Below are 13,150 nucleotides of genomic sequence, written 5' to 3' on the forward strand. Positions count from 1 at the left end.
TTGCGCTAGCCCTGGCCGCGATTAAACAGCGCCGCCACAAAGTCTTTCGCCACAAATGGCTGCAGGTCTTCTGCCTGCTCCCCCACGCCGATAAAGCGTACCGGAATCCCCAGCTTCTGTGCTAGCGCGAAAATCACCCCGCCCTTGGCAGTGCCATCAAGCTTGGTGAGCACCAGGCCGCTAACCCCCGCGGCATCCCTGAAGGTCTCCGCCTGCGACAGCGCGTTCTGGCCGGTGCCGGCATCCAGTACCAGCAGCACCTCGTGCGGCGCGGCGCCGTCGAGCTTGCCCATTACACGGCGCACCTTGGACAGCTCTTCCATCAGGTTCGACTTGTTGTGCAGGCGCCCGGCGGTATCGGCAATCACCACATCGACGTTGCGGGATTGCGCAGACTGTATCGCATCAAAGATCACAGAGGCACTATCCGCGCCAGTATGCTGGGCCACAACCGGCACATTGTGACGCTGTCCCCAAACTTGCAGTTGTTCCACCGCGGCGGCACGGAAGGTATCGCCGGCGGCGAGCATCACCGACTTGCCTTCATTCAGGTAACGGTGGGCCAGCTTGCCGATGGTAGTGGTCTTGCCGACGCCATTCACACCAACCACCAGAATCACAAACGGCTTTTTACTCTCGTCGATCACCAGCGGCGCTTCGACCTTGCCCAGCAACCCGGCCAGCTCCTCCTGCAGCGCCTTGTACAGCGCTGCGCCATCAGACAGTTCGCGGCGGGAAACCCGCTCGGTGAGGCGGTCGATAATCTCGGTGGTGGCATCCACGCCCACGTCCGCCATGAGCAGCTGGGTCTCCAACTCCTCCATCAGGTCTTCGTCGATTTCCTTGGCACCCAGGAACAGGTTGCCCATACCCTCGGCAAACTGGCTGCTGGTGCGCGACAGGCCGCGGCGGATACGCGCAAAGAAACCCTCTTTCTTGGGCTTTTCCTGCACCGGCTCCGGTACCGGCGCTGGCTCGTCCTGCGCCACTTCCATGGCCGGGTCGAATCCGGATTCCGGGGCTTCTTCGGTGGAAAGATGCTCGTCTTCCGCTGCCAGTGCCGGAGTAGAGGCAGGCTCTGGCGTGCCCTGTGCCACCTCGGCGGCCGGATCGAAACCCGCTTCCGGGGCTTCTTCCGTCGATAGTTGCTCTTCTTCGGACGAAGGAGCCGGCGCCTGCAAATTCTCCGGGATTACAAATTCAGCCTCGCCGGCCGCTTCTTCGGCCACCTCCTCAGCAAGAGGGTGCTGGGACTCCGCGGGGGCTGCCGTATCCTCGGCGGCCTGGTCCTCGGACTTCTTTTTGCGCAGAAAATCAAAAATCATCGGGTGCGAATTCTTCGAAGGAGATAGATGAGGGTCACTGCCACTGGCAGCCGGTCTCGGAAAGGCGCTAATCTTAGCACCGCTGACTGTTTAGCACACAGTACGGCCCTGTCTAATTTACTGCTGTAGCAACTTCTCCGGACAACCGATGCCCAGAAACCGCCGCCCCCGGCCGAGTAAACCGTCTTCCGCCACACAAGCGCCAAGCCAGCTGCGCATCATCGGCGGCCGTTGGCGCGGGCGCAAAGTCGCTTTTGCGCCGATTGAAGGACTGCGCCCAACCGGGGATCGCCTGCGCGAGACCCTGTTCAACTGGCTGCAGTTTCATCTGCCCGATGCGCGCTGCCTGGATCTGTTTGCCGGTTCCGGTGCACTGGGCCTCGAAGCCCTGAGCCGCGGGGCCGCGCATGTGGACTTTGTGGAACTCGACGGCGGCGCCGCGCGCACTCTGCGCGAACAGTTGAAACTGTTACAGGCGGCAGGTGGCGAGGTGCACAACTGCACCGCAGAGGTATTCACCAGCCAGAGCGGCCCGGCCTACGACGTGGTGTTTGTCGACCCGCCCTTCGCCAGGAACCTGTGGGCAGACACCCTGAATGCACTCGCGCAAAGCCAACGGCTGAGCACTGGCACCCTGGTGTATGTGGAGTCCCCACGGGACAACGTGATTGCCGCGCCTGAGGGCTGGCAACTGGAGAAAGAAAAGCACGCCGGACAGGTATGCATGCGCTTGTATAGGGTGTGAGCGCTGGGCGTAGATTCGAGGCGTGAATTCCCACTATTCATCCCGTTAGTGGCGATTTTGCCGCGACATTTTGAGAGCCGCGGCTAAATTGTTTAAGATGCGCGTCCCTTCTGGCCGGCAAGGCGAATTGGCTTATGAAAAAAGTGGTTTACCCGGGTACGTTTGACCCCATCACCAATGGTCATATGGACCTCGTTGAGCGGGCCTGCCGCCTGTTCGATCATGTGGTGGTCGCTGTTGCCGCCAGCACCCGCAAGAACCCGCTGTTCACCATGGAAGAGCGCGTGGAGCTGGCCCAACAAGAGCTGGCCCACTTGGACAACATCGAAGTGATCGGCTTCGACATCCTGCTCGCCGATCTGGTACGCCAGCTGGATGCCCACGGTGTAGTGCGCGGCCTGCGCGCGGTATCCGACTTTGAATACGAGTTTCAGCTGGCCAATATGAACCGCCAGCTGGCGCCGCAAATGGAGAGTCTGTTCCTGACACCGGCGGAACACCTGTCTTACATCTCCTCCTCCCTGGTACGCGAAATCGCCTCGCTCGGTGGTGACGTCACCAAATTCGTACCGCCCGGCGTGCAAAAGGCACTGCAAGAGAAATACAACCGCTAAAGCGGTATCCGCCAACGCAAGCTGGCCTACCAGTCTGATACACTCGGGCGATCCACACTCTTTCGGGTCGCCCAGTGAATCGTTTTTTCTCTCGCGCTAACGTCCTTTCCAAGCCCCGGCTGCTGGCTACCAGCGCCGCGCTGTCTTTGCATCTCCTTGCAGTACCGGCGAGCGCCCAACAAACGGCGCAACCGCAAGCACTGGCGGACGTAAAACAGGAAGTACAGCCAGAAATTGCCACCGGGCGCACCGAAATCAAGTCCGCCATCGCCAGCGAGTTTATGGCGGTCACTGCCAACCCCCACGCCTCCGCGGCAGCGGAGCAGATCCTGGCGAAAGGCGGCACCGCAGTAGATGCCGCCATCACCGCACAGCTGGTGCTCGGGTTGGTGGAGCCCCAGTCGTCCGGCATTGGCGGCGGCGCCTTTATGCTGAGCTACCGCGCCGACGACCAAAAGCTCAACGGCTATGACGGCCGTGAAACCGCGCCGCAGGCCGTGGATGAAAACTATTTCATGCACGACGGCAAACCCATGAGCTTTATCAAGGCGGTGATCGGTGGCTATTCCGTGGGCGTCCCCGGTGTCATGCGCATGATGGAGCTGGCCCACAAGCGCGACGGCAAACTGCCCTGGGCCGAGTTGTTCCAGCCGGCGATTGCACTGGCGGAAAATGGTTTCGCGATTTCCCCGCGCCTGTACAAGCTGGCGGACCGGCTGCCAATGGTGGCCGCGCGCCCGGCCATCACTGCCTACCTGTTTGGTGACGACGGCAAACCACTGCCGGTCGGGCATATCCTGCAAAATCCGGAGTATGCGGCAACCCTGAAACTGCTCGCCAATAAAGGCACCAAGCCGTTTTATGAGGGCGAAATTGCCCGAGCCATTGTGGACGCCGTGCGCAACGACCCGGAAAACCCCGGCGTGATGACCATGGCAGATATGGCCAGCTACTCCGCCAAGATCCGCAAACCGGTGTGCGCGGATTATTTCGAATTCGATGTGTGCGGTGCCGCGGCACCCTCATCCGGGGGCACCACCGTGGGCGCCATCCTCGGCATGCTACAACACACACCGGTGCAGAAATTTGAGGTAGGCAGTGCCGAGCTTACCCATCTGTTTATCGAAGCCTCAGAGCTGGCTTTTGCGGACCGCAACACCTACGCCGCCGATAGCGACTTTGTCGCAGTGCCCACCGCAGCACTGGTCGCCCCCGAATACCTGGCCGCGCGCGCGAAACTGATCGACCTGGAAAAAGCACAGCCGGCAAAAGCGGGCGACCCCAAAGCCTTTGCGGGCAAACGTGTAGAAGCCAAGTCTCCCGAACTGCCCAACACCAGCCATCTCTCCATCGTCGATCAGTACGGCAATGCGGTGAGTATGACCACCAGTATCGAGACCGGGTTTGGCTCGCGACTGCTGGTGAAAGGATTTTTGCTGAACAACCAGCTCACCGACTTTTCCTTCGTGCCGCACAACGCCAACAAGGAACTGGTGGCCAACCGCATCCAGGCTGGCAAGCGCCCGCGCTCGTCCATGTCGCCGACCATGGTGTTTAACGAAGACGATAGTCTGCGCCTGATTATTGGCTCACCCGGTGGCTCGCGGATTATCGATTACACTGCCCGCTCCATCCTTTACCACCTGACAAAGGGCATGCCCATTGCCGAGGCGATCGCCGCCGGTAACATCGGCGCTATCGGTTATCGGGTGGAAGTGGAGCCCGATACGCTCAGCGATGACGAACTGAAAAAGCTCGAGGCAAAAGGGCACAAGGTGGTGCGCCGGGACTTGAATAGCGGCATCCATGGTATTGCCGTCAAGCAAGGCAAGCTCCATGGCGGCGCCGACACCCGCCGCGAAGGCAGTGCGGTCGGGCGCTAATCACCGGCAATCTCACAGGGAAGTAACGATGACAAATCCGTGGTTCTTTTTGGTAATTGCCGGCCTGCTGGAAGTGGGCTGGGCCATCGGCCTCAAGTATACCGAGGGCTTCAGCAAGCTCATGCCCAGTGTGCTCACCGCTATCGCGATGATCGCGAGCTTTTATTTTCTGTCGCAGGCATTAAAAACGATTCCCGTGGGTACCGGCTACGCCGTGTGGACCGGCATCGGCGCAGTGGGCACCGCTATCCTTGGCATCATTCTATTTGCCGAATCCACCGCCCTGCCGCGCCTGTTGTGTATCGGCCTGATCGTCGCGGGCATTGCCGGACTCAAACTGTTTTCACCCGGCTGACTTAGTTACCCGGGATCCACAGGTAATCCGTCGGGTCATCGGGGCAGGGGCCCAGGCCACACTCCAGCAGGGTGGCGACGAACATAACCAGCAAGATCACCAGAAAGCTGTACACCCCGAGGTTACCCAACCAGCCGGGGCTGCGCGGAATATCCGCCGCGTCCTTCTGTTTCATCCCATCCAGCATTAACAAAACACCGAGATACAGGGCCAGCAAAAAGAACGCGATCAGCGCCCAGGTATAAAAATGCAGCCCCAAAAACGGCATGCCGTAACCCGGGTCGCCGGGGGCGATATGCAACAGCACCTGCCGCGCGGAAGACACCATGCCGGCAAGGGCAGAGAGTATCGCAATGCCGTAATGCGCCGGGCGACTGCCAAAGCACACATTCAGCATCAGACCGATTCCGACCATAGCAAACGCCACCCGCTGCAGCAGACACAGGGGGCAGGGCAGGTCGTGATAGACGATTTGCCAGACAAAGGCGAACCAGAGAGTCCCACCGACCCCTACCAACGCGAGGGCATTCAGACAGTCGGTCCAACGGCGCAGGCCGAAAAGATAGTGAATCACAGCGCAGCTCTCCTGGGCGTGCTGGGCGTGCTTCGCCCCGCAGCGGGCAAAACGTGGCTCAAAGGGAAATCTTCAGGGGGGTGGTCATATGGTAGAAACACCAGGCGACATAGATGGCAGCGGTAATCGCCCACCACCCCATCGCGCTAGCCCGGTGCCCACGCCAGGTGAACCAGGCGGAGATCAGCGCCGTGAGAAAAGGCAACACAATGATCATGGATTCAAACTCGATTGGAACATCGGGCTCAAATTTAGGGTGAGCGCAAACGAATTCCCAATCAGCGCTGACAGCGGGGACAGAAGAAGGTGTTGCGCTGGCCGATAATCTGCTCGCGAATGGTGCCGAGGCATCGCCGACAGGGCTCGCCGGTGCGACCGTAAACATTGAGCTGCTGGGCAAAATAGCCCGGCTTGCCGTCACCACCGACGAAGTCTCTGAGGGTGGTGCCGCCCTGCTGAATGGCGAAGGCCAGCACCTCCTTGATCGCTTCCACTAAACGCTCGTAGCGGGCGCGGGAGATCTTGCCGGCAGGGGTTTGCGGGCGGATACCGGCCATGAACAGGGCTTCGGAGGCGTAGATATTGCCCACGCCGACGACAATGCGGCCGTCCATGATGAATGTCTTTACCGGGGCCTTGCGGCCGCGGGAGGCGTTAAACAGGTAGTCCGCGTGGAAGTCGTCGCTAAGGGGCTCAGGCCCCAGGTGGGCAATCAGCTCGTGATCGGCGATGTCTTCGGTGGTCCACAGCAGAGCGCCGAAACGGCGCGGGTCGTGGAAGCGCAGCCGCTGGCCACTGTCGAGCAGCCAGTCGATATGATCGTGCTTTTGCGGCGGCTCACTGCCTCCAACAATACGCAGGCTGCCGGACATACCCAAATGCCAGATGGCGAGTCCCTTGTCAGTCTCCACCAGCAGGTACTTTGCGCGGCGATCCAGTCGCTGAATACGGGCACCGCGGATCTTCTCGGCAAAGTCGGCATCCACCGGCCAGCGCAGGCTGTGCTGGCGAATTTCGCACTGCTTTACCTTGCGACCCTCAAGGTGGGGCGCCAAACCGCGCTTGGTGGTTTCTACTTCTGGGAGTTCTGGCATCTTCGGGTTTCCGGGGCAACCGCTAGCTAGTTGGGTGGCAGCTCCGCTAGTGCTGGCCCTTCGCCAGACACGCCGTAAACCCATCCCTGGGGGCTCGGCTGCGGCCGTCCTGGCCGCAGACGGTCTGGCAAAGGGCCAGCACTAGCGGAGCTTTCGCATCAGAGTTTATTTGTTTCTTGCGGGCACAAAAAAGCCCGGAGAACCGGGCTTTTTCGCGAACAGTCAGGCAATCAATTACTTGATTTTGCCTTCCTTGTACATCACATGCTTGCGAGCAACGGGATCGTATTTTTTGATCTCCATTTTCTCAGGCATGGTGCGCTTGTTCTTGTCAGTGGTGTAGAAGTGGCCGGTGCCGGCGCTGGAATTCAGGCGAATCTTGTCACGCATTGTTCTATCTCCAATCTGCTATTAAGCAGCTATTAAACTTTCTCGCCGCGCTTGCGCAGCTCTGCCAGTACAGTATCGATACCTTTCTTATCGATAATGCGCATACCTTTAGTAGAAACACGCAGTTTAACGAAGCGCTTCTCTGCTTCCACCCAGAAACGGTGGGACTGCAGGTTCGGCACGAAGCGACGCTTGGTGCGGTTTTTGGCGTGAGAAACGTTGTTTCCGGTTACCGGGCGCTTACCGGTTACCTGACATACCTTGGACATCTGATTGGCCTCTTAAAAACTCTCGTGCCCTCAGCTCAAGGCGGGGCAAATGCAAAATTCGGTATCCAGCGGACCGCGGGATCTGTACAGAATCTGGCCCGGCCGCAAAGAGCGGCGTTTTATACCAGAACCCCCTAGGTGGGGCAAGTTTTAACCAACTTTTTTGCTGTCTGGGCGGCCACTTTGGGTCAATGGCGCGAATACCAGCTTCTCTGTCTTGGAGTGAGTATATCGGCCCGACCGCCACGGATATTCGATACGAAGCTCAGTAGGCCTCAGAGCAATCCGCGTTCCGCAAAAGAGCAGCCGGCTCCCTCACCAACAATCAGGTGGTCCAACACTCGGATATCCACCAATGCCAGGGCATCTTTAAGTCGCCCGGTAATATGGATATCTGCCTGACTGGGCTCACTTACGCCAGATGGGTGGTTGTGGGCAAGGATTACCGCCGCGGCGCCCCTGGCAAGGGCTGTCTGCACCACCTCACGGGGATAAACACTGGCCGCGTTCAGCGTGCCCTCAAACAGCTCATCAAAGGCAATCACCCGGTGTTGGCTATCCAGAAACAGGCAGCAGAACACCTCGCGGGTACGATGGCGCAACTGTGCGGCTAAATAGTCACGCACCGCCTGTGGACTGGTGAGCGCATCGGTACGCCGCAGGTGCTCCGCCAGATGGCGCCTGCCCATCTCCAGTACCGCCTGCAACTGCACATACTTGGCATCGCCCAGGCCCTTGCCCGCACAGAAAGCCTTGCGCTCCGCCTCCAGTAACGGCCGCAGCCCACCAAAGTCGCTCAGCAGCTGTCGCGCCAGATCCACCGCCGATACACCCGGCAAGCCGGTACGCAGAAAGATCGCCAACAGCTCCGCGTCAGACAGCGCCGCCGCACCCTTGGCCAGCAACTTTTCCCGCGGCCGCTCCTCCGCCGGCCAGTCGGTAATCGCCATTTCCCCTCCCTGGGTAATCGCCCAAAACAAAAAGTAAATGCTCGCTTCCCCTGCAAGCTCGCAATAGCAACCTCGTGACCATATGGTCCACGGCGCTAAAATGGTAATCTTACGTGTTCCCAGCGTTTCGGAAACCCAGAATATGCCCTCACTGGCCAACAAACGGATACTGCTTGGTGTCTCCGGCGGCATTGCCGCCTATAAAAGCGCCGACCTGGTACGCAGGCTCCAGGACCGCGGTGCCACCGTGCGCGTGGTCATGACTGCCGGTGCACAGGAGTTTGTGCGCCCGCTGACATTCCAGGCGCTGTCCGGCAATCCGGTGCACACGCACCTGTTGGACCCGGCCGCCGAAGCAGCCATGGGGCATATTGAGCTGGCCAAGTGGGCCGATGTAATCTTGATCGCACCGGCCAGCGCCAGCTTAATGGCGCGGCTCGCCGCCGGTATGGCCGACGACCTGCTGACCACCCTGTGCCTGGCCACAGAAGCCCCGGTGGTACTGGCACCGGCCATGAACCAGGCCATGTGGCGCCACCCCGCCACCCTGGCCAATGCCGAAACCCTGCAAAGGCGCGGTGCCACCCTACTGGGCCCGGATGCCGGTAGCCAGGCCTGCGGCGATGTGGGTCCGGGGCGTATGCTGGAGCCACTGGATATTGTCGACGGGTTAGTAGATTTTCTCGTGCCCGAGCAAGTGCTCGCCGGCAAAAAAGTCACCATCACCGCCGGCCCCACGCGCGAAGCGCTGGACCCAGTGCGCTACCTGAGCAACCACAGCTCCGGAAAAATGGGCTTCGCCATCGCCGCCGCCGCAGCACGCGCCGGTGCCGAAGTTACCCTGATCGCCGGCCCGGTACGGCTGGACACACCCGCGGGCGTCACCCGCGTGGATGTTGTGAGCACCGACGATATGCTCGCCGCTGCCGAGCAGGCGGCCGATGATAGCGACCTGTTTATTGCCGCCGCTGCCGTGGTGGATTTCCGCCCGGCGATTGTGGCGGAACAAAAGATTAAGAAAGAAGACGGTCATGACAGCGACGTACTGAGCCTGGTGAAAAACCCGGATATCGTCGCCACCATCGCTGCACGCAAAAGCAAGCGCCCATTTGTGGTGGGCTTTGCCGCGGAAACCGAGAAGGTCATCGAGCATGCGAAGAGCAAGCTCGCGCGCAAGAACCTCGACATGATTGTGGCAAACGATGTGAGCGACCCTGCCGGCGGATTTAACAGCGACCGCAATCAGGTGGTGATTATCGATAACGCCGGCGAAACGCCGCTGCCCGCTGCACTGAAAACCGAACTGGCAGCGGAACTGATCGGGCGGATTGCCAAGCGCGCTTTTCCGGGCGCATAAAAAGCATTACACGAAATAATAACGACACCACAGAAGTACAACACTGCACGGCCGCACCTTGGGGGCGGCCGAACAAGATTCAGAATAACTGAACCGGTCCGGGGGCTGGTCTGGAAAGACTAGGAGACTGAAAAGTCGTGGCTGTAAAAGCACAAACAGAAAATAAACCTCTGTGGCACAGCGGGCTCACATTACCTGCGCTGCTGGCTGCCGCCGTTTGGCTCGGCGGTGCACATCTGCTGAACACCAACGTACTGCAGACGCACAACCAAGCCAGCGTACGCGCGGCGTCGCAACAAACAGCCAATGGCTATGCCGAACAACTGCAAGGGTTTTTCAGCCAGCGCCAGCAGCAATTGGCCAAGCTGAATCTGCAGCAAAAATCTTCTACGCGCATGGGCACCAATGCGATCCCGCAGGGGGCGGTGCAATACTTCACCGCGGCAGAGCTGTATGCGGGTGTTGGCAATCCGCCACTCAATTTTGCCCAGGTAGACCTGCTAAAACGCAGCCAGCAAGGCGGCCAACAAAAACCCGAATTCCTGCGCGGTAGCGATAACCAATGGCAACTGTATAGCGCACAACCAGAGCAAGACGGCGCCCTGCTGATTGCCCAGCCATTTGGTGTGTTTGAACGTGCGCTGTCGGAACTGGACACCGCACCGGGCAACGTCCGTGTGGCGCAGCAGTTCCCCGACGGACCTGCAAGCCCATTGTGGAATTCCCCCACCCAGGGGAGTACCGGCGACTCGGTGTCGGCCCCGGTTGCCGGCAGCTATCTGAAAGTCTCCTTTACCCCTTCACCCACTTTTGCCGGCGCACACAGTATTTCACCAATATGGCTATTTGCCCTGGCCTTGATCGGCCTCGGGGCAACGCTGTTTGGCTTGTGGAAAATGCTACCCGCCGATGGCGGTGCCGCACCCTGGGAGCAGGCCGGACGCAGCAAGAAAAAAGGTGCTGCACAAAAAGGCCTGCGCAAAGAGGATCTCGACACGCCCAAGTCTGCATCAGAAAGCACCACCACTGCGGTGAGCTCGGCGGCACCCAAAGTCGAGCAGGCCTCTGCCCACGACCTGATGCGCACACCGAGCACCGAAATCCCGGCCCACGTATTCCGCGCTTACGATATCCGCGGTATTGCCGGTGAGGAAATTAACGAGCCATTTGCTTACCAGCTGGGTCGCGCCCTTGGCACCATTGCCCTGCAGGCGGGACAAAAACTCTTGCTGGTGGGCCGCGACGGCCGCAACAGCAGTGAGCTGCTGAGAGACTGCCTGATCGAAGGCATTCTCGAAAGCGGCTGTAACGCGGTGGACCTCGGGCTGGTGCCTTCGCCGGTGCTGTATTTCGCTTGTTCCAAAGGCAAGAATGCCAACAGTGGCGTAATGGTGACCGCGAGCCACAACCCCGCAGAGTACAACGGCTTCAAAATTGTAATGGACGGCCGCTCGCTGGCAGACGACAAGCTGCAGGATCTGCGCGCATTAATGCTATCCGGTCAGTTTGCCTCCGGTGAATCCAGCAACAGTCAGCAGGATATCCGCGATACCTACATCGACGAAATCTTCAACGATGTCGCGCTCGCAGGCCAGCCACACGTGGTGATTGATGCGGGCAATGGTGCCACCTCGGAACTGGCACCCGAATTGTTCGAGCAGCTGGGCTGTGCGGTAGATACCCTCTATTGCGAAGTGGATGGCAACTTCCCCAACCACGCACCCGACCCATCGCGCCCGGAAAACTTGCAGGACCTGATTACCGCAGTAAAAGGCGAAGGAGCCGACCTCGGCATCGCACTCGATGGCGATGGCGACCGTGTGACCCTGGTGACTTCGAGCGGCCGCATCGTATGGGCGGATCAGCTGGTGATGCTGCTGGCGCGGGATATTCTGGCGCGCAACCCGGGCTCGGATGTCGTGTTCGACGTGAAAAGCTCACGCGCACTGGCCGATCTGGTCAACCAGTATGGCGGCCGCCCGGTGATGTGGAAGACCGGCCACGCACCGATGAAGGCCAAAATGGTGGAAACCGGCGCGTTGCTCGGTGGCGAGCTGTCCGGGCATATCTTTATCAAGGATCGCTGGTACGGTTTCGACGACGGCATTTACGCCGCCGCTCGTATTCTCGAAATTATGGCGCTGCGCGAGCAGACCCTCGACGAGCTTCTCGACTCGCTGCCAAAGATGGTAAATACCCCGGAAATTTTGTTGCCGGTGGCAGAATCCCAAAAGTTTGCGCTGATCGAACGCCTTCGCAACGAGGGTACCTTTGGCCAGGCGGATCTCAACACCATCGACGGCCTGCGCATTGAGTTTGCTGACGGTTGGGGCCTGGTGCGCGCCTCCAACACCACTGCCGCACTGACCTTGCGCTTCGAAGCCGACAATGAGGCCGCCCTCGCACGTATCCGCGAACTGATTGGCCAACAACTTCAAAAGATTGATCCCGCCCTGGTGCTGCCTTAAGTACCAGCGGGTTGCCCCACAGCAGTAAGGAAAACGCTATGTCACTGGATCAGAAATCTGCCCTGCGCGTCGCTCAGGTTCTCAATGAGGCGCTGCCCTATATTCAGCGCTTTATTGGCAAGACCGTAGTAGTCAAGTTTGGCGGCAACGCCATGGTGGACGAGGAGCTGCAGAACAGCTTCGCCCGCGACGTGATCCTGATGAAACTGGTGGGCATGAACCCGGTGGTGGTACACGGTGGCGGCCCGCAGATTGGCGACCTGCTCAACAAGCTCAGTATCGAATCGCGCTTTGTCGACGGCATGCGCGTGACCGACAGCGAAACCATGGACGTGGTGGAAATGGTGCTCGGCGGCACCGTGAATAAACAAATCGTTAACCTGATCAATAAAAACGGCGGCCGCGCGGTGGGCGTCACTGGTAAGGATGGCCTGCTGATTCGCGCGAAGAAGCTGACCCGCGACAATGGCACCAAAGAAGATGCTGCCGGCCTGCACGCGTCGGAAATCATCGACATCGGCCACGTCGGCGAAGTGGAGAGCGTCGACACCGATGTGATCGACATGCTGATCAACAGCGACTTTATCCCGGTGATTGCGCCAATTGGCGTGGGCAAGGATGGCGAGTCCTACAACATCAACGCAGACCTGGTTGCGGGCAAGATTGCCGAGTACCTGAAAGCAGAAAAGCTGATGCTGCTCACCAATGTGGCCGGGCTGCAGGACAAGCAGGGCGAGGTGCTTACCGGCCTTTCCACCCTGGAAGTGGACGGGCTGATCGCCGATGGCACCATCTACGGCGGTATGCTGCCGAAAATCGCCTGTGCGCTGGACGCGGTAAAAGCGGGTGTAACCTCGGCACATATTATCGACGGGCGCGTACCTCATGCGGTACTGCTGGAAATCTTCACCGATACCGGCGTGGGCACGTTGATCACCAACGCCAATTTAAGCGCTGAATAGGCGAAAAAACACACAAATCACGACGTGACCCGGTTCACATAACCAGTGTTAACGGTCACTAACAATTGATGCCCCGGCGTCGAATCGTTACGATTCTGGCGCCGGCCTCCTGGCTTTCAGCGAATAAAACTTTTATCAAAAAAGTCGCGGGCTTCTGACACCCC

At 59.6% G+C, this 13,150-nt stretch carries 14 protein-coding genes; 7 read left to right on the forward strand and 7 right to left on the reverse strand.

Going from position 1 to position 13,150, the window contains the following annotated elements:
- Positions 1 to 5: 5 nt before the first annotated feature.
- Complete coding sequence (gene ftsY / locus LCM31_RS04935; protein ID WP_318247435.1) at positions 6 to 995, reverse strand: signal recognition particle-docking protein FtsY; 990 nt, start codon at positions 993 to 995, stop codon at positions 6 to 8.
- 478 nt (positions 996 to 1,473) lie between these two features.
- Here ftsY and rsmD point away from each other — a divergent pair, with 478 nt between their 5' ends.
- The 4 genes from rsmD to sugE all read left to right on the forward strand — a co-directional run bounded on the left by rsmD (position 1,474) and on the right by sugE (position 4,922).
- Complete coding sequence (gene rsmD / locus LCM31_RS04940) at positions 1,474 to 2,070, forward strand: 16S rRNA (guanine(966)-N(2))-methyltransferase RsmD (RefSeq protein ID WP_224868024.1); 597 nt, start codon at positions 1,474 to 1,476, stop codon at positions 2,068 to 2,070.
- A gap of 134 nt (positions 2,071 to 2,204) precedes the next feature.
- Positions 2,205 to 2,684 (forward strand): pantetheine-phosphate adenylyltransferase, encoded by a 480-nt coding sequence (gene coaD, locus LCM31_RS04945; protein ID WP_077407728.1) that lies wholly within the window; start codon positions 2,205 to 2,207, stop codon positions 2,682 to 2,684.
- Between the two features lie 74 nt (positions 2,685 to 2,758).
- Positions 2,759 to 4,567, forward strand: a complete 1,809-nt coding sequence (ggt, locus tag LCM31_RS04950; protein WP_224868025.1) for a gamma-glutamyltransferase — start codon at positions 2,759 to 2,761, stop codon at positions 4,565 to 4,567.
- A gap of 28 nt (positions 4,568 to 4,595) precedes the next feature.
- Positions 4,596 to 4,922, forward strand: coding sequence for a quaternary ammonium compound efflux SMR transporter SugE (gene sugE / locus LCM31_RS04955; RefSeq protein WP_224868027.1), 327 nt, complete (start codon positions 4,596 to 4,598; stop codon positions 4,920 to 4,922).
- Between the two features lies 1 nt (position 4,923).
- Here the strand turns inward: sugE and LCM31_RS04960 are convergent, their stop codons facing one another.
- The 6 genes from LCM31_RS04960 to radC form a co-directional block, all read right to left on the reverse strand.
- Positions 4,924 to 5,496, reverse strand: a complete 573-nt coding sequence (locus LCM31_RS04960) for a disulfide bond formation protein B (RefSeq protein WP_224868029.1) — start codon at positions 5,494 to 5,496, stop codon at positions 4,924 to 4,926.
- Positions 5,497 to 5,554: 58 nt separating this feature from the next.
- On the reverse strand, positions 5,555 to 5,713 hold the full coding sequence (locus tag LCM31_RS04965) for a DUF5993 family protein (protein WP_222231084.1): 159 nt from the start codon (positions 5,711 to 5,713) through the stop codon (positions 5,555 to 5,557).
- A gap of 61 nt (positions 5,714 to 5,774) precedes the next feature.
- Positions 5,775 to 6,590 carry a bifunctional DNA-formamidopyrimidine glycosylase/DNA-(apurinic or apyrimidinic site) lyase gene (gene mutM, locus LCM31_RS04970; RefSeq protein ID WP_224868031.1) on the reverse strand — a complete coding sequence of 272 codons (816 nt, stop codon included), beginning with the start codon at positions 6,588 to 6,590 and terminating at the stop codon, positions 5,775 to 5,777.
- Positions 6,591 to 6,824: 234 nt separating this feature from the next.
- Positions 6,825 to 6,980 carry a 50S ribosomal protein L33 gene (gene rpmG / locus LCM31_RS04975; protein WP_010132079.1) on the reverse strand — a complete coding sequence of 52 codons (156 nt, stop codon included), beginning with the start codon at positions 6,978 to 6,980 and terminating at the stop codon, positions 6,825 to 6,827.
- Between the two features lie 32 nt (positions 6,981 to 7,012).
- Complete coding sequence (rpmB, locus tag LCM31_RS04980; protein ID WP_010132080.1) at positions 7,013 to 7,249, reverse strand: 50S ribosomal protein L28; 237 nt, start codon at positions 7,247 to 7,249, stop codon at positions 7,013 to 7,015.
- 275 nt (positions 7,250 to 7,524) lie between these two features.
- Complete coding sequence (gene radC / locus LCM31_RS04985; RefSeq protein ID WP_224868033.1) at positions 7,525 to 8,199, reverse strand: RadC family protein; 675 nt, start codon at positions 8,197 to 8,199, stop codon at positions 7,525 to 7,527.
- A gap of 142 nt (positions 8,200 to 8,341) precedes the next feature.
- Here radC and coaBC point away from each other — a divergent pair, with 142 nt between their 5' ends.
- The 3 genes from coaBC (at position 8,342) to argB (ending at position 12,986) form a co-directional block, all read left to right on the forward strand.
- Entirely contained in the window at positions 8,342 to 9,556 is a 1,215-nt protein-coding gene (gene coaBC, locus LCM31_RS04990) for a bifunctional phosphopantothenoylcysteine decarboxylase/phosphopantothenate--cysteine ligase CoaBC (RefSeq protein WP_224868670.1), read from the forward strand.
- Between the two features lie 137 nt (positions 9,557 to 9,693).
- Positions 9,694 to 12,024 carry a phosphomannomutase/phosphoglucomutase gene (locus LCM31_RS04995; protein ID WP_224868035.1) on the forward strand — a complete coding sequence of 777 codons (2,331 nt, stop codon included), beginning with the start codon at positions 9,694 to 9,696 and terminating at the stop codon, positions 12,022 to 12,024.
- Between the two features lie 38 nt (positions 12,025 to 12,062).
- Positions 12,063 to 12,986: an acetylglutamate kinase gene (argB, locus tag LCM31_RS05000; RefSeq protein WP_224868037.1), complete on the forward strand. Its 924-nt coding sequence runs from the start codon at positions 12,063 to 12,065 to the stop codon at positions 12,984 to 12,986.
- Positions 12,987 to 13,150: the final 164 nt, after the last annotated feature.

The sequence above is a fragment of the Microbulbifer agarilyticus genome, assembly GCF_020171345.1.
GTDB lineage: Bacteria > Pseudomonadota > Gammaproteobacteria > Pseudomonadales > Cellvibrionaceae > Microbulbifer > Microbulbifer agarilyticus_D.